Annotated in this window: 20 protein-coding genes; 8 read left to right on the top strand and 12 right to left on the bottom strand. The window is 62.1% G+C overall.

Features of this window, described 5'->3' with window-relative positions:
* On the bottom strand, positions 1 to 771 hold the full coding sequence (locus QA645_RS27010; RefSeq protein ID WP_283044559.1) for an ABC transporter permease: 771 nt from the start codon (positions 769 to 771) through the stop codon (positions 1 to 3).
* Positions 768 to 1,820 carry a glycine betaine ABC transporter substrate-binding protein gene (locus tag QA645_RS27005; protein WP_283044558.1) on the bottom strand — a complete coding sequence of 351 codons (1,053 nt, stop codon included), beginning with the start codon at positions 1,818 to 1,820 and terminating at the stop codon, positions 768 to 770. The genes QA645_RS27010 and QA645_RS27005 overlap by 4 nt, the downstream gene beginning before the upstream one ends.
* A 328-nt stretch (positions 1,821 to 2,148) precedes the next feature.
* On the opposite strand from QA645_RS27005, the gene QA645_RS27000 reads away from it, so the two are divergent.
* Positions 2,149 to 3,150 carry an alpha/beta hydrolase gene (locus QA645_RS27000; protein ID WP_283044557.1) on the top strand — a complete coding sequence of 334 codons (1,002 nt, stop codon included), beginning with the start codon at positions 2,149 to 2,151 and terminating at the stop codon, positions 3,148 to 3,150.
* An 88-nt stretch (positions 3,151 to 3,238) separates the two neighbouring features.
* The gene (locus QA645_RS26995) at positions 3,239 to 4,042 is read left to right on the top strand and encodes an alpha/beta hydrolase (protein WP_283044556.1); all 804 of its coding nucleotides are present in this window, start codon (positions 3,239 to 3,241) and stop codon (positions 4,040 to 4,042) included.
* Between the two features lie 129 nt (positions 4,043 to 4,171).
* On the opposite strand, the gene QA645_RS26990 is transcribed toward QA645_RS26995, so the two are convergent.
* Positions 4,172 to 5,146, bottom strand: a complete 975-nt coding sequence (locus QA645_RS26990) for a zinc-binding dehydrogenase (protein ID WP_283044555.1) — start codon at positions 5,144 to 5,146, stop codon at positions 4,172 to 4,174.
* 102 nt (positions 5,147 to 5,248) lie between these two features.
* Between QA645_RS26990 and QA645_RS26985 the strand changes: the two genes are divergently transcribed.
* Together QA645_RS26985 and QA645_RS26980 are read left to right on the top strand one after the other, a co-directional pair.
* Positions 5,249 to 5,650, top strand: coding sequence for a helix-turn-helix domain-containing protein (locus QA645_RS26985; protein ID WP_283044554.1), 402 nt, complete (start codon positions 5,249 to 5,251; stop codon positions 5,648 to 5,650).
* 236 nt (positions 5,651 to 5,886) lie between these two features.
* On the top strand, positions 5,887 to 6,186 hold the full coding sequence (locus tag QA645_RS26980) for a chorismate mutase (protein ID WP_283044553.1): 300 nt from the start codon (positions 5,887 to 5,889) through the stop codon (positions 6,184 to 6,186).
* Positions 6,187 to 6,284: 98 nt separating this feature from the next.
* Here the strand turns inward: QA645_RS26980 and QA645_RS26975 are convergent, their stop codons facing one another.
* The 3 genes from QA645_RS26975 to QA645_RS26965 form a co-directional block, all read right to left on the bottom strand.
* Positions 6,285 to 7,097, bottom strand: coding sequence for a class I SAM-dependent methyltransferase (locus tag QA645_RS26975; RefSeq protein WP_283044552.1), 813 nt, complete (start codon positions 7,095 to 7,097; stop codon positions 6,285 to 6,287).
* Between the two features lie 32 nt (positions 7,098 to 7,129).
* Positions 7,130 to 7,651 (bottom strand): nuclear transport factor 2 family protein, encoded by a 522-nt coding sequence (locus tag QA645_RS26970; RefSeq protein WP_283044551.1) that lies wholly within the window; start codon positions 7,649 to 7,651, stop codon positions 7,130 to 7,132.
* Between the two features lie 304 nt (positions 7,652 to 7,955).
* A complete protein-coding gene (locus tag QA645_RS26965; protein ID WP_283044550.1) occupies positions 7,956 to 8,465 on the bottom strand; it encodes an Lrp/AsnC family transcriptional regulator in 510 nt (169 codons plus the stop codon).
* Between the two features lie 469 nt (positions 8,466 to 8,934).
* Between QA645_RS26965 and QA645_RS26960 the strand changes: the two genes are divergently transcribed.
* Both QA645_RS26960 and QA645_RS26955 read left to right on the top strand, forming a co-directional pair.
* The gene (locus QA645_RS26960) at positions 8,935 to 10,158 is read left to right on the top strand and encodes an acyl-CoA dehydrogenase family protein (RefSeq protein WP_283044549.1); all 1,224 of its coding nucleotides are present in this window, start codon (positions 8,935 to 8,937) and stop codon (positions 10,156 to 10,158) included.
* A gap of 13 nt (positions 10,159 to 10,171) precedes the next feature.
* The gene (locus QA645_RS26955; protein WP_283044548.1) at positions 10,172 to 10,519 is read left to right on the top strand and encodes a DUF3088 domain-containing protein; all 348 of its coding nucleotides are present in this window, start codon (positions 10,172 to 10,174) and stop codon (positions 10,517 to 10,519) included.
* A gap of 97 nt (positions 10,520 to 10,616) precedes the next feature.
* Here QA645_RS26955 and QA645_RS26950 read toward each other — a convergent pair whose 3' ends face one another.
* Genes QA645_RS26950 through QA645_RS26935 form a run of 4 tightly spaced genes read right to left on the bottom strand, consistent with a single transcriptional unit; the run spans position 10,617 to position 14,514 of the window.
* A complete protein-coding gene (locus QA645_RS26950) occupies positions 10,617 to 11,564 on the bottom strand; it encodes an ABC transporter ATP-binding protein (protein WP_283044547.1) in 948 nt (315 codons plus the stop codon).
* Positions 11,542 to 12,546: an ABC transporter ATP-binding protein gene (locus QA645_RS26945; RefSeq protein WP_283044546.1), complete on the bottom strand. Its 1,005-nt coding sequence runs from the start codon at positions 12,544 to 12,546 to the stop codon at positions 11,542 to 11,544. The genes QA645_RS26950 and QA645_RS26945 overlap by 23 nt, the downstream gene beginning before the upstream one ends.
* 1 nt (position 12,547) lies before the next feature.
* Positions 12,548 to 13,525 (bottom strand): ABC transporter permease, encoded by a 978-nt coding sequence (locus tag QA645_RS26940; protein ID WP_283044545.1) that lies wholly within the window; start codon positions 13,523 to 13,525, stop codon positions 12,548 to 12,550.
* 2 nt (positions 13,526 to 13,527) lie between these two features.
* On the bottom strand, positions 13,528 to 14,514 hold the full coding sequence (locus QA645_RS26935; RefSeq protein WP_283044544.1) for an ABC transporter permease: 987 nt from the start codon (positions 14,512 to 14,514) through the stop codon (positions 13,528 to 13,530).
* On the opposite strand from QA645_RS26935, the gene QA645_RS26930 reads away from it, so the two are divergent.
* Together QA645_RS26930 and QA645_RS26925 are read left to right on the top strand one after the other, a co-directional pair.
* Positions 14,432 to 14,653 (top strand): hypothetical protein, encoded by a 222-nt coding sequence (locus QA645_RS26930; RefSeq protein WP_283053665.1) that lies wholly within the window; start codon positions 14,432 to 14,434, stop codon positions 14,651 to 14,653. The genes QA645_RS26935 and QA645_RS26930 overlap by 83 nt on opposite strands.
* Positions 14,654 to 14,713: 60 nt before the next feature.
* Positions 14,714 to 15,916 carry an LLM class flavin-dependent oxidoreductase gene (locus tag QA645_RS26925; RefSeq protein WP_283044543.1) on the top strand — a complete coding sequence of 401 codons (1,203 nt, stop codon included), beginning with the start codon at positions 14,714 to 14,716 and terminating at the stop codon, positions 15,914 to 15,916.
* A 17-nt stretch (positions 15,917 to 15,933) separates the two neighbouring features.
* Here QA645_RS26925 and QA645_RS26920 read toward each other — a convergent pair whose 3' ends face one another.
* A complete protein-coding gene (locus QA645_RS26920; protein ID WP_283044542.1) occupies positions 15,934 to 17,334 on the bottom strand; it encodes an LLM class flavin-dependent oxidoreductase in 1,401 nt (466 codons plus the stop codon).
* Between the two features lie 21 nt (positions 17,335 to 17,355).
* The gene (locus QA645_RS26915) at positions 17,356 to 18,537 is read right to left on the bottom strand and encodes an acyl-CoA dehydrogenase family protein (RefSeq protein ID WP_283044541.1); all 1,182 of its coding nucleotides are present in this window, start codon (positions 18,535 to 18,537) and stop codon (positions 17,356 to 17,358) included.
* Positions 18,538 to 18,556: the final 19 nt, after the last annotated feature.

Below are 18,556 nucleotides of genomic sequence, written 5' to 3'. Positions count from 1 at the left end.
TCAGGCGCGCCCCGACCAGGGTGCCACCCAGCGCTGTAGTCCGACCAGCACGAGATCCAGCGCGTAGCCGGTGCCGCCGAGCAGGACGATGCCGAGCATGACGACGTCCGTGCGCAGATAGGCGCCGGCGTTGACGACCATCCAGCCGATGCCGGCGTCGGAGGCGATCATCTCGGCTGCAATCAGCGTCGTCCAGCCGATCCCGAAGGACAGGCGCAGTGTCACGAACAGTTCGGGCAGGATGTGGGGCAGGATCACGTAGCGAAACAGCGCCAGGCCGTGGGCGCCAAGCGCCCGGCCGGCCCGGATCCGCTGTCGTTGCACGGTGCCGACCGCGGCCGCCGTTCCGACGATGATGCTCAGCGCAGCCGAGATGAAAATCAGGAGAACTTTGGACGTCTCGCCAATGCCGAACCAGAGGATCACGAGGGGGATCAATGCAAGCTTCGGAAGCGGCCGCAGAAACTGCACGAACGGGTCGAGCACGGCGCCAAAGCCGGGCACCGTTCCCATCGCAAGTCCAAGCGGCACGCCGATCAGCGTGGCGACCGCAAACGCGCCCAGCGCGCGGGCGAGGCTGAGCGCCAGATGCTGCCAGAGCGGCGTCCCACGATAGCCGTCCTGCACCAGATCGATCGCGGTCGTCACGATCTCGGACGGTGGCGGAAGCAACAGCGGTTCGACCAGATGAGTCCGTCCGGCGATCTCCCACGCCAGCGTGACCACGGCGACCGCAGCGAGGCCGATCAGAAAACGACGACTGGCGTTCAAGACGGGAACGCGCGCCGCAGCAAGGCGTAGTTCACCGCAGGGACGAAAGAGGCGGGGACGTCGTCGCGCTTGATCTCGCCTGTCTCGGCCAGGAATGCGGCGGCATCGCCGAGCGCCTTGATGAGCGGCGCATCCTTTGCGGCACCCGGCCCATCGCCCCAATATTTCGGACCAAGCTGATCCTGGAAGGTGGGATAACGCAGCCCGGCCAGCGTGTCGCGCACGGCTTCGAACGGCGCGGCGAAATCCTTCGCCAAAATCCGCGAGATGCCTTCCGGATCGGACCGGTATCGATTGAACTGCGCCTGAACGGTCTGCAGCCAGGTGACCACGGTCTCTGGATATCGCTCGGCGAATTCGCTCCGCACCACGGCGCTGTTCCAGACGAAGACGCCCGAGGGCTGCAATTGTTCGGAGACCAGCAATTGCTGGCCACCGTCCGCCAGAAGCTCCGCCCAGAACGGGCCGTTGATATAGGTCGCGTCGATATCGCCGCGCTTCCAGGCGGCGATCGTGTCGGGCTGGCTCAGCGGCAGGCGCTTGATCTTGCTGGCATCGAGCTTGTTGATTCGGATCAGCGCTTCCAGCGCGAAGGCCATCGTGGAGGAGGGCGCAACCGCGATGCGCTTGCCCTCTAGATCCCTGAGTGTGGTGATGCCTGCCTTGGCGACCAGTCGCTCGCTGGTGGCGACGATTTCCGGCGAGCCCAGGATCTGAATGGGCAGCTTGCGCGACAACCCGGCCACGATCGGCGTGTTGCCGAAGATCGCGAAATCGATCTGCTTGGCAGCGAGCAGCGACAGGGCGGGGCCGCCTGAAGGGAAGGGCACCCACTCGACCTTGGCGCCGAGCGCCTTGTCGAAGCTGCCGTCAGTCTTGCCGACCACCCAAGCCCGTGCGGCGGTCAGATAGCCGATGCGGACGACTTCGGGCTTTGCTGCGGCTTGCGCGCGACCGTGTCCCGCCGACAATGACAACACGCCCGCGCCGAGCCCCAACCGAAGCACGTCACGTCGTCCCAGCCTGCCTGCGCGAATGTTCGTCGTCATGATGCACCTTCAACAATGAGGCGTGCAGATCGTCACCGTGGCGGCGTCGAGTCAATCTCGCCCGGAAAATAAGAAATTCATTTCAGCGTGCACCGGGCGGGTGCAATGAATTGCGTTTCCGTCACGCGTGATGAACGGTTTTCATCCTTCAGATAGAAGCTACCAACAGCATTGCTGGAATTCGCTATATGCGGTTGGACCAGAGTTGAATCATTCTCAGTTGGTGCGACTATTTGGAATTGACGACGACGAGTACGAGCGCCGAAATGCGCAAATAATTGACCGAAAAATTCCGATGAAACGTCATCGGATCTTGAAGGAAATTCACATGAAGCGCCTGTTGTTGTCGTCGCTGCTGGTATCGCTCTCGGCTGCGTGGTTGCCGGCGTCGGCGAAGCAGCCACGTCAATTGGTCTCGCAGGACTATCATGTCACGTCGACGACGCCGGGCGTTCAGATTTTCCTGCGCAACAAGCGCCCGAAGGACCTGACGAAGTTCGAGGCCTCCCGCACGGTCCTTTATGTCCACGGTTCGACCCAACCGTCGGAAACCGTGTTCGATCTGGCTTTGGGGCAGGGATCCTGGGCGGATTACATTGCGTCGCAAGGTTACGACGTCTGGCTCGTCGATGTCCGCGGCTACGGCGGCTCGAAGCCGCCCACGGACCAGTCGAAGCCATTTGCGACGACCAAGGAGGCGGTCGAGGATTTCGGCGCCGCGGTCAATCACATCCTCTCCGAACGCAAGATCTCGAAATTGCAGCTGATCGGCTGGTCCTGGGGAACGCTGATCGCCGGCAGCTACGCGGCTGCACAGCCGCAACATGTCGCCGGCCTGGTTCTGTTGGCGCCGCCCTGGCTCTCATCTTCCGGCGGCAAGATCCCGGAAGCCGCGTGGCAGGAATGGACGGTCGACGCGGCGCTCAAGCGCCTGCAGACCGGTGTGCCGGACGGGCAGGCCGAGGTGATCTTCCCGCCGGCTTCCAAGAAGATCTGGGAGGCTGCCCTTCTCGCGGTCCAGCCGGATGCCAAGGCGCATAATCCGCCGCGTTTCCGCTCGCCGACGGGCGTCGTTGCCGATGGTGCCGAGTACTGGAGCGCCAACAAGGCGATCTACGATCCCGGCAAGATTTCCGCGCCGACGCTGATCATTCGCGGTGAATGGGACGAACTGACCCCGCTCAGCCAGTCGCAGGCGCTGTTCGCCCTGCTACGCAATGCGCCCGTGCGCCATCTGATCGAGATTCCGCGCGCGACGCATTTCGTCGAGGTCGAGACCGGACGCGATGTGCTCTTCCGCGAGGTGCAGAGTTTCCTGGACCGGAATTGAGCTGGCGAGTAGCCTTGTTGTGGTCGTGTCTTCGGCCGCAACATCTTATGCGTGGCCGGGATAGACCGTGAGCTCCAATCATCAGATCGTGTCCGGCCGTGCCATCCTGGCTGCGGATGTTGTCGGCAATGGCGCTCCGGTCGTCTTTCTCCACGCCGGCGTAGCCGACAGGCGGATGTGGTCGGCGCAACTGGCCGCAATCGGTACGCGGGCCAGGGCCATCGCCTACGATCGTCGAGGTTTTGGCGACACCAGTGCCGAAATCGAGGATTTCTCTGCGGTCGCGGATCTGGTGAGGGTGATCGATGATGTTGCGGGCGGATCGCCCGCGATTCTCGTCGCTTGTTCCCAGGGCGGACGAATCGCGCTCGATATCGCCCTCGAACATCCGACTTATGTTCGTGGACTCGTTCTCATTGCGCCTTCGGTGAGTGGCTCGCCCGAGCCAGTGTATCCACCTGAGATCAGGCGCCTGATCGAACAGGTGCGTGAAGCTGAACAGGTTGGTGATCTGAACCAGGCAAATGCGGTCAAGGCGCATCTTTGGCTCGATGGCCCGTTCCAGCCCGAGGGACGCGTCGCCGGCGACGCCAGGCGGTTGTTCCTCGAGATGAATGGCCAGGCCCTTCGGCCGTCATCGGTCGGCTCGAGCGTGGATGCCACGTCGGCCTATCGACGCCTCGGCGAGATATCCGCGCCATCGCTCGTGATCTGGGGCGACCTTGATTTTCCCAACATTCGGGACAGAAGCCGCTATCTGACCACAGCGTTGCCGAATGCCTCTGGGCATGAGCTGAGCGGAACTGCCCATCTGCCGAGCCTCGACCGGCCCGCCGAGGTCTCGGCTCTCATTGCCGAGTTCGTCGATCGCCACCTTGGTGGCCTCAGCTAGAGTCGCTGCGGCCTTGGAGCAAAACGCTCGGAGTGTTGGGACGCCTGTCAGCCCGCGGTCTTGAAACGCTTGGGAAACAGACCGGAATTCAGCGGGACGTTGTTCGTTTCAAACGCGAGTGCCCTGATTTCATGGGGTGAGGACGATTTTCCCGCTCGATAATCTGCTCTCGATTCGGCGATGCGCTTCGGCAACTTCGTTGAGAGGATAGGCCTTGTCGATGAGGACCTTCAGCCTCCTCGTCGATGAGAGTTCGAACAAATGAATGAGATCGGCGCGCAGGATATCGGAGGTAAGGAGCGGTAGAAGTGCAAATCCATTGATCGACTGGTTCTGTGCGGCCATGTTCTCCAGGTCTTCGTGCGAGAATGCCATTCGCCCGAGGGCGCCGGCGACAAGGAAACCGCCCGGGCCAAGCAGCTTGAGGCAATCCGCAGCGACTGTCCCGCCAACGAAATCATAGGCGATGTCCACGCCGCGCCCATCGGTGGCGTCTGTCACGGCGTCGCGCCAATGGTTATCCGTGTAGTTGACCGCAATGTCAGCACCGAGAGAGCGTGCGAGTTCCAGCTTCCTGGACGTACTCGTCGTGGCGATGATCCTCGCTGCTCCCGCCAGCTTCAAGAGCTGTATGAGCAGGCTCCCAACCCCACCTGCAGCCGCTGTGACAAGCACGGTCTTGCCTCCGAGCGGATATCGACGGGCCGCGTGGAGGGCTGTGAGACCCTGAATGAGGAGAGCAACAGCCACCTCGGACGGGACCTCGTCCGGAACAGACACGGCGGCTGCCGTATCGGCCGTGACGTACTCCGCATAGCCTCCGCTGCCGCCGACAGCAAAAAGCGGGATTGCCACGCGAGTCCCGAGCGCAGTCTCTGCTCCGCGCCCGGCCGCTTCGACCACGCCCGCAACCTCGACGCCGGGCATCAGCGGAAGTTCGGGCGTGACGGCATAACGGTCCTGCCGCATCAGCGCCTCGAAGAAATTCACGCCGGCCGCCTCGACGCGCACGAGAATCTGTCTGTCGGCGAGCGCTGGCGTTGGAATTTCGACGACCTCAAGAACGTCTGGTCCGCCAAATCTGCCTACGCGTACGGCCTTCATCATTCACTCCAGAGATAGAGAATACGTCACGAAGCGTTTCTATCCCTGCCTCTTTGCGATACGCTATTGACAAGTTACTCCCTTAGGAACCAGTCGGTAACCATGAAGACCCCATCGAAAAAACTTCCGGCTCTGCCGATCGAGCGCGCATTGAAGGTCATCTCGGGGCGCTGGAAAGCAGTCATTCTCTATCATCTGCTCGCGGGACCCAAACGGCTCTCGGAAATCAGACGACTGGTGCCGCGGGTCAGCCAGAAGGTTCTGGTGCAGCAGCTTCGTGAGCTCGAAGAGCATGGGCTGGTTCGCCGGGAGATCTTTCGCCAGGTCCCGCCGCGCGTGGACTACTCGGCGACGGAGCTCGGATTGAGCCTGCAGCCCGTCATGCTTGCGCTGTGCGAATGGGGACAATTTCATGCCAAGGAGTTGAACGAGTTCGACAGCCTTGCAGATTGCATCATAAGACCGATCGCAGCAGACCGCGTCTCGCACGCGAGAACCCATTGAAGCTGGGGAGGGCCGGCCCTGGCTCGGCAAGTCGCACGTGGTGCCCGATGATCGGCATCATGGCACGAGGATTGGATGCGTGTCGGGAACGATCGCAACTTCTGCCTCAGCATGCTCGGGCCGTGGCTCAGCGTTGATCTCGAGGATCTCACCCAGCCGGATCGCATGCTTCTTGGGCCTATTTCAAATCTAGGTTAGCTTGGAAGAGCCGCATGTGACCGCCGGGACCGAGACAAATGGAAACTCAACCAGAACTACAAGCTCTTCGTGATAGCATTGATAATCTGGACGCAGCCTTAGTCCACATCCTCGCTGAGCGATTTAAGTGCACTCAACGGGTGGGAGAACTGAAAGCCCGCCTTGACCTGCCGTCTTCTGACGCGGCTCGCGAGAGGCAGCAGGTAGAGAGACTTCGTCTACTTGCACGGGCCGCTAACCTGGATCCGGATTTTGCCGAAAAGTTCCTGGCCTTTATCATCAAGGAGGTGATCCGCCACCACGAGACCGCGCGTGTCAGAGCCGATTCCAGCAGCTGACCTCGTTCAACGGAGAGATATAGCCGGGAAACAGCGCGCTCGGGCTTCCACAACGGTGGCCTGCTCTGACATTTTCGTTCCCCAGTTCAGGGCCCCAACTACTCCCTCCGCGCTCTCAATGAGAACGATAGCGGAAAGCGGGGATGACCATCAGGAAGCCGCCAGAGACCGTCGGCTGTGGGGATCATGATCGGCAAGCCTTGCCAGGGCAGTACCTCATGTTCATGGAACATTTTGATTGTGAGTCCGGCACCAATCAACGCCTCCATGATTGCCGACAGCGGGTGTATCCACTCACGCGTCGATTGATGTGTCATCACGGTTGGATCACCGGTGTAGGTCGTTTCGCTGACGAATTCGAGTGGACGATTGACGGGCGTTTGAAAATCAAAGACTGGCTCGAGCTTGCCGTCTCGCGCCTCCATGACCAGAAAGCTCGGGTGTGCGTCGGCGAAATACAGATCCCCGCCGGGCGCAAGGACAGCCGCAATGACGCGCGCCCAAACGGTCAGGTCCGGCAACCAGCAAATGGTTCCCCAGGTGCTGTAGACCAAATCGAATGGTCCCGGCGCCAGACGAGGCGCTTCATCGACCCGGCCTTGCACAAAGTCGACCTTGAGCCCAGCGTCTTCGGCGAGCCGTCTCGCAATGCGGATTGCCTCGGCGGAGAAATCGAGGCCGGTAGCGATCGCGCCCAGTCGAACCAATCGCAGCGTGTCGGTCCCGATGTGGCACTGAAGATGAAGAACATTGTTTTGAGAGATGTCGCCGAGCTCGGCAGCCTCGATTGAATCCAGCCCGTCCTGGTTGGATCGCACGCGATCAAGGCGGTAGAACCCCGTCGCGTCGCGCGCATGAATGATCGCGCGTTCATCCCAGTTGCGTCGATTTATCTCGATCGGATCGTTCATGACCAAGGCTGGATATTCCCCAAAGGAGAACCTCAGGTGTCCTTCAGGAAAATGGGATCGATCTCCATTGATGGAGGTGGGGCGGCACTCATGAATACGGGCTCGAGCGTGTGTGATTTGAATCGCCATACATTGTCGTCGTTCAACACACACTCATTGATCAAATCCGCGACCATCATGGGAGGATTTGACTGACGCGTGGATGGATAGGTCAGGCCGCCATAGAAAACGATGATACCGACGACTGTTGCGGAACGATCGCTGCTCGAAGCGACGTGCAGATTGGTGACCAGATGCCGTACCGCCTTCACGCCGCTGATTGCCAATTGATCCACCGCCTTCTCGCCGATTTGGCTGGCGCGCCACTCATAAAAGGCCCGAATTCCTTCACGTCCTTCAAACCGGTTGTGACCCACGATCTTGACGCCGTCCGGTGTGAAGAAGTCGTGAGCCGTGCGACCGTCGTTGAAGTCGACGTCGTACCAATATCTCACCTCGAGACGATGAAGAGCGTGCCAGAGAAGGAGGTCGTCGTGGTGGGGCGTCGTTGGCATCCAGATGACTCCGGAGAGCTGGTGGCTCCGCTGCCCCCTTGTCTGCGAGCAGAGCCGATGGAACGCTAATGCAGTGTTGCGAGGTTCGCGAGGTTATCTTCCCATCGCGCTATGCTCCGACGATAGCATCATGCAGGTGTTTTGCCCGACGTGTCAAACGGCTTTGCCCGATGCGTTGTCGTGCGCCCACTGTCGCTCGTGCAAGCCCTTGATCCGACAAGCCGCGGCTACTGTGCATGGGGTTGTTTGGAGCCGCATTCACGCCGCAGCGAAAGGCAGAGCGTAGTTACAACAAGGACGCCGCTCAATTGGCCATTTCGGCTGGCACTGGCAATGCCGTAATCGACTTGATCTTTTCCATTGCAAAGCGGGAGGTCACGTTCTTCAGCGGAACCGAGTGGATCAGCTTCTTGTAGAAAATGTCGTAGTGCTGCATGTCCGGAACGACAACGCGCAGCATGTAGTCGACGTCACCGGCCATACGATAAAATTCCATCACCTCGGGCATGGCGCTCACGGCATCGGCGAAGCGTCTCAGCCAGCCATCCGAGTGGTCGGCGCTCTCCACCGACACGAAGACGGAGAGGTCGAGGCCAAGCCTGTTCTGATCCACCAGCGCAACGCGCTTGAGGATCACTCCGCTGGCCTCGAGCCGCTGAATTCGTTTCCAGCAGGGCGTGGATGACAAGCCCACCCGGTCGCCGATTTCCGCAACCGAAAGCGACGCATCCTGCTGCAACACGGCCAGGATCTTGCGATCAACCGCATCAAGGCGCCGGCCGGTGTCTGCGAATTGTAGCGAAGCGTCGGTCATGTTTGGCACCTCGTTGCATGAGAAGCGTAAATGGCAGGTCTGACGATCCCCGCAGCTGAGGCGGATAGATGAAAATACCACGGTAAAACCGGCGCTGAACATCGTTGTCTGTTGCTACGGAGCGATTTGCCAGATTCTACTGCAGCGTTCGGCGGCGAGAGCAAAAGAATCTCCGAGGCAGCTCTATGAAGAACGTTTGTAATAGGTGCCGGCGAAGGTTGCATCGCAATTGAATCATTCGCCCGCATTCGAATGAATTCTTCTTTGACGTCGGGCCCGGCGGGAAGCTTCGCCTCTCGCGGTGCAAATATCCGAAATTGCCAGAAGCGCCGTCTCGCGCGATCTTTTGCGTTGCGCCGCCGATGCAAGACAGCGCTGGAATCGATTTGGAAGCGAGCAGGGGCTTGGTCCGACAAGCATTCGGTGCCCGCGCGATGCGGATCGGTTCGAGCGCGTTGAAAGGATGATCATGTCGCAGATCGATCTCGCCTGGGGGAGTGGTCCCTCGGCACGCTATGAAGCGCTCGCCGAGCCGTTCCGGCCGCTGTTCAGGTCAATCAGGGAAGGGGCCGTCGCGCGCGATACGGAGCGCCGTCTCCCCTATGACGAGATCAAAGCGTTGCGGGAGGCAGGCTTTACCGCCGTGCGCATACCGAGAGATTTCGGCGGTGCGGGCGCCAATCTCCCGGAGCTGTTCAATCTCCTGATCGAGCTGTCGGAGGCCGATTCCAATGTCACCAATGCAGTCAGGTCGCATTTTGGCTTCGCCGAGGACGTCGTCAATTCGCCCAATGCTGAGCGCCGCGAAACGTGGTTGCGTCGGATCGGCGGGAAGACGTTCTTTGGAAATGGGCACAGCGAGGTCGGCGATGCCAAAGTGCAGGCGTTCTCAACGACCGTTTCGAACAGGAACGGCCAGCTGGTCCTGAACGGCAAGAAATATTACACGACAGGAACGCTCTTTGCGGACTGGATCAATGTTGCGGCCCAGCACGAGAACGGGGACCCCGTCGCCGTGGTGGTCTCGCGTCATGCACCGGGTGTCGAGGTTCTCGACGATTGGGATGGCTTCGGGCAGGCCCTGACCGCAAGCGGAACGACCCTGTTCACCGACGTTCCCGTGGAAGGCAATCAGGTCGTTCCGGTCAACGAGCGCTTCAAATACTCCAATCCGTTCTATCAGCTCGTTCATCTCGCAACGCTCGCCGGAATTGCGCGGGCGGCGGCGAATGACGTGTCCGCGCTGGTCAGGAAACGCACGCGCGTGTTCAGTCATGGGAATTCCAATAGCGCGGCAACTGATCCTCAGATTCTCCAGGTAATTGGCAGAGTACGCGGCAACGCGTATTCGGCTGGCGCAATCGTACTGAAGGTCGCGGAATCGCTGCAGCGCGCCCACGAGGCGCATCTTGCGCGCGATCCGGATCGAATTGCGGCGGCGATCGCGATCGCCGAGGTCGAGCTCGACCAGGCGGTGACTGTCGTGTCGGACCTGGTGCTGGAGGCGACGACGATCATTTTCGACGCACTTGGAGCCTCTTCGACGGCGAAGAACCTGGCGCTTGATCGCTACTGGCGGAATGCCAGGACGATCGCGACCCACAATCCGCGCGTCTACCGGGATCGCATTGTCGGCGATTTCGCCGTCAATGGGACGCCGCCGCCCGGACAGTATCGCATAGGCACGCCGTGAGAGGAGAATGGCCATGAGTGGAGATCGCCTCTTCCTGTTAAAGCCCGGATTCGAGGATCCGGCGGAGCCCGGTAGGTTTTTCGTCTGTCCTCATTGCAACGCGATCGAAGGACTGCTGGCCTCATTCTCGGGACTGGCAACGCAGATCGACGTGCAGCGCCTGTCGTTCGCCCGTCCTCGCACGGAGATCGTCGAAATCCTGGGCGAACAGCATCAATCGCTTCCGGTTCTGGTCTTCGATGAGACCAAGCCCGTTCCTGATGATGCGGGCGTGGCCAACGGCCGGCGCTTCTTCGACCAGCCCGAACGGATACTTCGATATCTCGCCGATCGTTACACGTTCCCGCATATCCATCGTTGAGCCGGGGCTCGGATCGCGGCCGGCCGGCCACGGTGCTGGCACAAGCCATCGTCCGGAACGTCAGCACGGGCATAATGGCTACGTAGCCGAGTTCGGGTCAGCTCGTCGGAAGCTCGGCGTGATGACAGGCCACGCGCTGGCCCGACGGGCTGGCACGTAGCGCCGGATCCTGGCGCGCGCACAACTCGGTCGCCAGCGGACAGCGCGGCCGAAAGCGGCAGCCGCTAACCGTACTGCGGGGGTCCGGAAGGTCACCCGGCAGGGGCGCCGCATAACGGCGGCGGGCCGGCTCCGGCACCGCGTCGATCAGGGCGCGGGTGTAGGGATGCAACGGGTTCTTCCAGATCTGCTCGTGGGTGCCGGTTTCGACAATCCGGCCGAGATACATCACCAGAACCCGGTCCGACAGATAGCGCACCACCGAAAGGTCGTGCGAGATGAACAGCAATGACAGTTTCAGTTTGCGCTTGATGTCGGCCAGCAAATTCAGGACCTGAGCCTGCACCGACAGGTCGAGCGCGGACACGGGTTCGTCGCAGATGATCAGGTCTGGCCCCAGGATCAGGGCCCGCGCGATGCCGATCCGCTGGCGTTGCCCGCCGGAGAATTCGTGGGGGTATCGCGATGCGGAGTCTTCCGGCAGGCCGACTCGCGACAGGATCTCGCCGACGCGCTGACGCCGCTCGCGGCGCGATCCGATACGATGGACGTCTAAGGGGGCGCCCAGGATATCGCCGACCGTCTGCCGCGGATTGAGCGATGCGAACGGATCCTGGAATACCATCTGCAACCGGCGTCGGTAGCTTCGCAATTGCGCCTCTGGCAGCGTCGTGAGATCGATCCCGTCGAAATTGATGCTGCCGGCAGACGGCTCGACCAGCCTGAGAATGGACTTGCCGAGCGTCGACTTGCCGCAACCGGATTCGCCGACGAGCCCGACCGTCTCGCCGGGGGCGACCTCGAGCGAGACGCCGTCGACCGCATGGACCGGTGCCGAGCCCGATCGATAGGTTGTCGTGAGGTCAGAGACTGAGAGCAGCGTCATGGATCGCACCGTGAACTGGATTTGCGGGGGCGGCATGGCAGGCGACGCGTCGCCCGGGCGCCAGGTCTCGCTCGTGCGGGAATTCAGTCCGGCAGGGCGCGAACCGCTGCGGGCAACGCGGAGCGAACGGGCAGCCCGTCTGCGCGGCGGCCGACGCGATGCTGCCGGGAATCTCGGACAACCGGGCGTTTCTATAATGCAGCCGATCATGTAAGCGCGGCGACGCCGCCAGAAGTCCCCGCGTATAGGGATGCTGCGGATGCTCGAACAGTTCGTCGGGCGAGGCCTCCTCGACCTTCCGGCCGGCATACATGACGATGACGCGATCGGCCCATTGGCCGACGAGGCCGAGATCGTGGGTGATGAGCAGGAGGGACAATGAGAGTTCTCGCCGCAGCCTGTCGAGCAATTCGAGCACTTGCGCCTGGATGGTCACGTCGAGCGCCGTGGTCGGCTCGTCGGCGATCAGGACCTTGGGCCGGCACGCGACCGCAATGGCGATCATGACGCGCTGACGCATCCCGCCCGAGAGGCGGTGCGGATAATCCTCGAGGCAGCGCTCCGGATTCGGAATCCTGACGAGATCGAGCAGCGCTGCCGCCTCGCGCTGCGCCTGCGCCCTGGTCAGCCCGCGATGCAGATAGAGCACCTCGGTGATCTGCCGCCCGATCGTCAGCACGGGATTGAGCGAGGTCATCGGCTCCTGGAAGATCATCGCAATGTCGCGGCCGCGCCGGCAGCGCATCTCGATCTCGGAGAGCGATAGGAGGTCCTCTCCGCCGAGTCGGACGTGGCCAGATGTGATACGCGCGGTCTTGGGCAGCAGCTGCATCAGCGCCAGCGCGGTCAGCGACTTGCCTGAGCCGGACTCGCCAACGACGGCAAGGGTCTCACCTGGCGCAACATTGAAGCTCAGGTTTCGCACGGGCGTGGCGCTCGGAAAACCTATCGTGAGGTCCTGGACGTCGAGAAGGGTCGTCACGTCAACGCTCCCGGCTGAAACGAGGATTGAGCACATCAGTCAGGCCGTCGCCGATCAGGTTGAGCGACAGCACGGTGAGGACGATGACGACGCCGGGGAGTGCCGTGAGATACCAGGCCGTCCTGATCAACTCACGTCCCGAACCGATCATGCTGCCCCAACTCACGACATTGGGGTCGCCGAGACCGAGGAACGACAGCGCCGCTTCCATCAGGATCGCGGAGGCCACCATCACCGAGGCGGTGACGATGATCGCGGGTAGGGCGTTGGGCAGAATTTCGCGAAAAACGATCCGCGTGTGGCCAAAGCCGAGGCTCCGCGCGGCCATCACGAATTCCTTCTCGCGCAGTACCCTGAATTCGGCGCGGACCAGCCGGGCGATCGTCGGCCAAGTGACGAGCCCGATCGCCCAGGTCACCGTCACGATGGACGGCTGTGCAATTGCGACCAGGACGACGAGCAGGATGAAGCTTGGCACCGTCTGGAACAATTCGATCACGCGGACGAGAAGGTCGTCGATGCGGCCGCCGCGATATCCGGCCGTGGCGCCGATGAGGATGCCGACCGTGAGGCCGATTGTGGTGGCGACAAATCCGATCAGCAGCGATACGCGTGCGCCGTGCATCAAGCCTGCCGCGACGTCACGGCCAAGTGAATCGGTTCCGAGAGGAAATTCGAGATCCTGTCCAGGCCAGAGCAGCGGGCGCGCCACCATTCCGAGGGGATCGCCGGGATAAAGTACGGGAGCCAGCGCTGCCGCGACGACGATCGCCAGCAGCAGTAGGCCACCGGCGATGACCGACGGATTGCGTGTTAGGCGGCGGAGCAAATGCGGTCGCGCGCGGTCTGCATCGTCGGCAACGACATGCGTGTCCGGCGCATGGATGTTCGGCCACTCGACATTCTCTGTCGCGGGCGCAGGCTTGTCAGTCGTGTTTCGCACGGTCGATGCGGCGGACTGGAGTGCGGTGTCGGTCATGATCAACGGGCCTCGATGCGAGGGTCGAGCCAAGCCTGCACGAGATCGACCGTCATATTGGCGATGATCACGAGCAGGGAGGACAGGAGGAGAATTCCAAGCAGCACGCTGAAATCGCGGCTCATCACCGCCTCGAAGGCGAGCCGGCCGAGGCCTGGCCAGCTGTAGACGGTCTCGACCACCACGGCGCCGCCGAGCAGGCCTCCGAAATGCATGCCGGCAACCGTCGTGACCGGCAGCAGCGCGTTGCGCAGGACATGGCGCACCGTGATGGCGAGCGGCGACAATCCCTTTGCCGCGGCCGTGCGAACGTAGTCCTGGGACTGCGCTTCGAGCATTGCCGCGCGTGCCAGTCGTGAATAGATCGCGATGTAGAACAGCGCGAGCGACAATGCTGGAAGCACCATGTAGCGCGCCCGATCCAGCACGGCCGCGAAACCGGTACTTGTCGCGCCGATCGTCGTGGAGCCGCCGCTCGGCAGCCATCCCAGCTTGACCGAGAACAGCAGGATCAGCATCAGCCCGATCCAGAAGCCGGGGATCGAATAGAACAGGGTGACGATGATCGAGATCACCCGATCCGGCCAGCGTCCGGCGAAGGTCGCCATCACGATGCCGAGGGCGATGCCGCCGGCGAGCGCGATCACGAGAGCGGTGGTCATCAAGGCAACTGTGCCGGGCAACCGCTGGCCGATGATGTCGGCGACGGGCAGATTATAGCGCGGCGAATTGCCGAGGCTGAAATGGGCGAGATTGTCCAGATAGGCGACAAGCTGCACGAGGACCGGTTGGTCGAGGCCGAAGCGCGATCGCAAGGCTGCCACTGTCTCCATCGTGGCGGACCCGGACTCGCCCGCCAGAACGTCAGCGGCATCACCAGGCGCGAGTTGCAGCAGAAAAAAATTGATGATGATGATTCCGATCACGGTCGGGATCTCTTGCCATAGCGTACGACGTAAAGTCTTTGCGATGCGCTGCATGGTCGACATGATTTTTCTAACTTCCGAAGTTCGTCGGCAAGATGCTTTTCAGCGCGATGCTGCGTGCGTGAGCGGACAAAGCACCACGGCGCCCGCGGCTTGGTTGACAACAGCGAAAGTCAACATCAACCTCGATGCACGCGCGTGAGATTGCATCGACGCCACCGATGTGTGGCGAATGCCACGCGTCAGCAAGGCGGGTACGATCATGACGATAGTGCACAAGCCGGGTGAAATTGTTGGTTGGCCCGTGTTTCCGAGCCCGGCGCAGTTTCCCGAAAGTCCTCTCGCCAAGTCGCTCAAGCAGCCCTTGCTGCTCGGCTTGTTTCTGCCGATCCAGGCGGGCGGCTGGAGCGCCTCGACCTTGCCGCGATCGACGACCTGGACGTTCGACTACAACCGCGATCTGACGCTCGCGGCCGAAGCGTTCGGCTTCGATCTCGTGTTCGCACTGTCGCAATGGCTGCCGAAGGGCGGCTATGGCGGCGTGTTTACCGGACAGGCGCTCGATTCTTTCGTCACGACGGCGTCGCTGGCTGCTGTGACGTCGCGGATCATGCTGATCTCGACCATCCATGTCCTCTATGGTCCGATCCATCCGCTGCACCTCGCCAAATACGGCGCGACGCTGGACCACATCTCGGGAGGTCGCTGGGGCATCAATGTCGTGACCGGTCACCGCGCCGTCGAGCACGAAGCCTTCGGCTGGAATCAGATCGAGCATGATCGGCGCTACGAGCTTGCCGCCGAATTCCTGGAGGTGATTCAGCGGCTGTGGAGCGACGAGGAGAACTTCTCGTTCTCCGGCCAATCGCCCTGGCGCCTCAGCAACGCCTTCGTGACGCCCAAGCCGCGATTTGGCCGGCCGATCCTGGTCAACGCGACCGGATCGGATGCCGGCATCGCATTCGCCGGCCGCTATTCCGACATCGTGTTCATTACGAGCCCGGCCGGCTCGTCGTTCGAGAGCGCGATCGAGGTGCTGCCGGCGCATGCCCAGCGCGTCAAGCAATCGGCGCTCGATGTCGGCCGCGAGGTCCGTACTTTGCTGAACCCCATGGTCATCTGCCGCGAGAGCGAGCGTGAGACCTGGCAATACCACGATGCCATCGTCGAGCATCTCGATCCGGTCGCCAGCATGCAGAACTTTGCCAGTGACGCGCACGCCTGGAAGGGCCGCGTCGGCCGCGATGCGCCCAAACGGCGGGCGATCGGCGGCAACATCGAGGTGATCGGCACGCCCGAGCAGGTGGTGGAGCAATTCGTGGAGCTGAAGAAGGCGGGGATCGACGGGCTTCAGCTCAGCTTCTTCGACTTCAAGCCCGACCTCGATTTCTTCGGCCGGCGCGTGCTGCCGCTGATGGAGCAGGCCGGATTGCGGCACGCGGTGCCGAAGCTCGAGGTCGGGTGAGCGCAGGCGCATGGGATCTAGGCCGACGTGGTTTCGGGTTGCGGATTGGCGGCAACTTGATCCCGGAAGCGCGCCGCAGGATGCGATGACGGCAGACGTGCCTGTCCGGACCCGAAGATCTTCTCGCGCAGCGTACCCGGCGCGTACTCAGTCTTGTAAACGCCACGCCGCTGCAATTCGGGCACGACGAGCTCGGCGAAATCCTGATAGCCGCCGGGTGTCACCGCGTAGCTGAGATTGAAGCCGTCTATATCGGTCTCGGCGATCCAGGACTGCAGCTCATCGGCGATCTCAGCGGGCGAACCGACGATGACGGGCCCACGCCCGCCGATGCCATTGTGCTCGATGATCTCACGGATCGTCCACGGGCGCTCCGCGCGCGAGAAGGAGTCGATCATCGAGGTGACCGAATTGTCCTTTTTGACGGTCGGGAACGGATCATCGAGGCTGTAGCGAGACAGATCGATGCCCGTCCAGCCGGACAACAGGGCGAGGGATCCCTTGGGATCGATGTAGCGCTGATAGTCCCGGTACTTCGCGTCTGCTTCGGCTCTGGTCTCTCCCACGATGACGGTGATCAGGGAGTAGAAGCGGATGTCTCGGCCGTCGCGGCCGAACGCGCGTGCGCGAGCCCTCGTCTCGGCGACGTTCCTGGCGGTCGGCGTCTTCGAATGCTCACCCAGGAACACGGCCTCGGCATGCCTTGCCGCAAAATCCTTGCCGCGGTTGGACGCGCCCGCCTGAAACAGGAACGGTGTCCGCTGCGGCGAGGGATGAACGAGGTGGACGGCATCGATCTTGAAGTGCGTACCGTGGTGATGGACCCTTCGAATGCGCGACGGATCGGCAATGACCCCGCGGATCGGGTCGACGATGACAGCCTCATCGTCCCAGCTGCCTTCCCAGAGCGCATAGACGGCATCGAGGAATTCATCGGCGAGATCGTAGCGCGGATCGTGCGCCATGATGCTGTCGCGGCCGACGGCTCGCGATGCCGCGTTGGAATAGCCGGTGACGATGTTCCAGGCGACGCGGCCCTTGGTCAAGTGATCAAGCGTCGAGAAGCGGCGGGCCAACGTGAAAGGCGGCTCGTACGACACGGGTGCCGTGATGCCGAGGCCCAGATGCTCCGTGACATGCGCCATGGCCGAGACCAGCAGCATGGGATCGAGCTTCGGGATCTGTGCGCCGGTGCTGAGTGCCGCATCCGCCGTTCCGGCATAGACGTCGTGGATGCCGATGCCGTCGGCGATGAAGATGGAGTCAAACTTGCCAGCTTCGAGGATCTTGGCAACGTCGGTCCAGTAATCGAGCGTGGAGAAGTCGAGCGAGCGGTCGTCCGGATGGCGCCACAGCCCGGGAGAGAGATGGACCGGGCTGAAGATGGCAAACCCGTTGACCTGGATGATCTTGGACACGACGAAACTTTCGTAAATCGATTATTGGAACGCGGAAGGGGCGGGATGAGCGCCGGTGAGAAACCAGCTCCCGACGTTGCGCGTCTTGTATTCGGCCGGATTGTGCAGGGTGTGGATACGCACATTACGCCAGAAGCGATCGTAGCCGTTGGCAATCGTGGCCGAGCGCGCCCCCATGACCTCGAAGATGCGGCTGGTGACATCCAGTGCGACCTCGCCGGCGTGAACATTGGCGCCCGCGATCACCACGGAAGCTTCGCCGCGCTCCTGTGCCGTCAGGTCGCGTCCGCGTGACCACACCCAGTCAAGTGCTGCGGCGGCTTCATCCGCCAGCAGCGTCGCGGCTTTCACGCGCGTATAGAACTCGCCATAGACCCGTTTGATCCAGGGGTCGTCGGTATGCTGGTCGACGTCGGAATGGATCCACGGACGGGACTTGTCGCGGGTGTAGTCGCGGGCGGTGATCAGTGCGCCTTGCGCGCTGCCGATGAAGACATTGAGTAGGGTGGATTGCCGCAGGAAGGGTGTGATGGTCTGGTAGGGACGGCCGCCATCCGGCTGATACTCAAGCACTTCGCCGCGATGGACGCGCACGCCCTTGTAGCTCACCCGGCCGCTTCCGGTCTGCCGCTGCCCGAATCCGTCCCAGTCGTTCTCGACATGGATGCCGTCGCGGCTCGCCGGAATGGCGGCGAAGCTGCGGGCATTGGTCTCGTGATCCTCCCACGCGACCTGGAGATAGTCGGCAATGTGCGATCCGGATGTGAAGGGACGATAGCCGTCGAGAATGAAGCCCTCGCCATCCCTGCGGCCGAATAGGCTCTTGGAGAAGCTGTTGGCGGTGTTGCCCCAGAACCAATTGCCGGCGGCCGATCGCCGGAAGATGTCCGCGGCCTGTTCGGTCGTTCCGCGTAGATGCGCGGCATGTTGGGAGCCGAAATGATAGCCGTAGAGGTGACCGAGCGCGCCATCCACCTTGGCGAATTCGCGGACGATCTTGTACGCGGTCGACCAGCGCTCGCCGAAGCCGCCGAATTCCTGCGGGATCAGGAGATTGAGCAACCCGCTCGCCTTGAGCTGCGCCAGTTGCTCGACCGGCTTTCCACCGGCGCGGTCGCGTTCCGCTGCATCCCGGGCAAAAATCTCGCGCAGGTCCACGGCCTTCGCGAAGTGTGGGTTTGACGTGTCGAGATCGAAGCTCATGCGGCGATGTCCTGTATGA

Origin of the sequence: Bradyrhizobium sp. CIAT3101 (genome assembly GCF_029714945.1) — a bacterium.
In the GTDB taxonomy this organism is placed as follows: Bacteria; Pseudomonadota; Alphaproteobacteria; order Rhizobiales; family Xanthobacteraceae; genus Bradyrhizobium.
Note: the sequence above shows the minus strand (reverse complement) of the source record. Positions and strands in the feature narration are given on the sequence as shown.

Excerpts from the sequence above, each read along its gene's own strand:
- QA645_RS26930 (WP_283053665.1), top strand. The coding sequence starts at position 14,432 with ATGATGATGATTCCGATCACGGTCGGGATCTCTTGCCATAGCGTACGA.
- QA645_RS26925 (WP_283044543.1), top strand. The coding sequence starts at position 14,714 with ATGACGATAGTGCACAAGCCGGGTGAAATTGTTGGTTGGCCCGTGTTT.
- QA645_RS26970 (WP_283044551.1), bottom strand. The coding sequence starts at position 7,651 with ATGCCAACGACGCCCCACCACGACGACCTCCTTCTCTGGCACGCTCTT.
- QA645_RS26935 (WP_283044544.1), bottom strand. The coding sequence starts at position 14,514 with ATGTCGACCATGCAGCGCATCGCAAAGACTTTACGTCGTACGCTATGG.
- QA645_RS26975 (WP_283044552.1), bottom strand. The coding sequence starts at position 7,097 with ATGAACGATCCGATCGAGATAAATCGACGCAACTGGGATGAACGCGCG.
- QA645_RS27005 (WP_283044558.1), bottom strand. The coding sequence starts at position 1,820 with ATGACGACGAACATTCGCGCAGGCAGGCTGGGACGACGTGACGTGCTT.
- QA645_RS26960 (WP_283044549.1), top strand. The coding sequence starts at position 8,935 with ATGTCGCAGATCGATCTCGCCTGGGGGAGTGGTCCCTCGGCACGCTAT.
- QA645_RS26985 (WP_283044554.1), top strand. The coding sequence starts at position 5,249 with ATGAAGACCCCATCGAAAAAACTTCCGGCTCTGCCGATCGAGCGCGCA.
- QA645_RS26955 (WP_283044548.1), top strand. The coding sequence starts at position 10,172 with ATGAGTGGAGATCGCCTCTTCCTGTTAAAGCCCGGATTCGAGGATCCG.
- QA645_RS26940 (WP_283044545.1), bottom strand. The coding sequence starts at position 13,525 with ATGACCGACACCGCACTCCAGTCCGCCGCATCGACCGTGCGAAACACG.
- QA645_RS26950 (WP_283044547.1), bottom strand. The coding sequence starts at position 11,564 with ATGACGCTGCTCTCAGTCTCTGACCTCACGACAACCTATCGATCGGGC.
- QA645_RS26990 (WP_283044555.1), bottom strand. The coding sequence starts at position 5,146 with ATGAAGGCCGTACGCGTAGGCAGATTTGGCGGACCAGACGTTCTTGAG.
- QA645_RS26915 (WP_283044541.1), bottom strand. The coding sequence starts at position 18,537 with ATGAGCTTCGATCTCGACACGTCAAACCCACACTTCGCGAAGGCCGTG.
- QA645_RS26980 (WP_283044553.1), top strand. The coding sequence starts at position 5,887 with ATGGAAACTCAACCAGAACTACAAGCTCTTCGTGATAGCATTGATAAT.
- QA645_RS26965 (WP_283044550.1), bottom strand. The coding sequence starts at position 8,465 with ATGACCGACGCTTCGCTACAATTCGCAGACACCGGCCGGCGCCTTGAT.
- QA645_RS27000 (WP_283044557.1), top strand. The coding sequence starts at position 2,149 with ATGAAGCGCCTGTTGTTGTCGTCGCTGCTGGTATCGCTCTCGGCTGCG.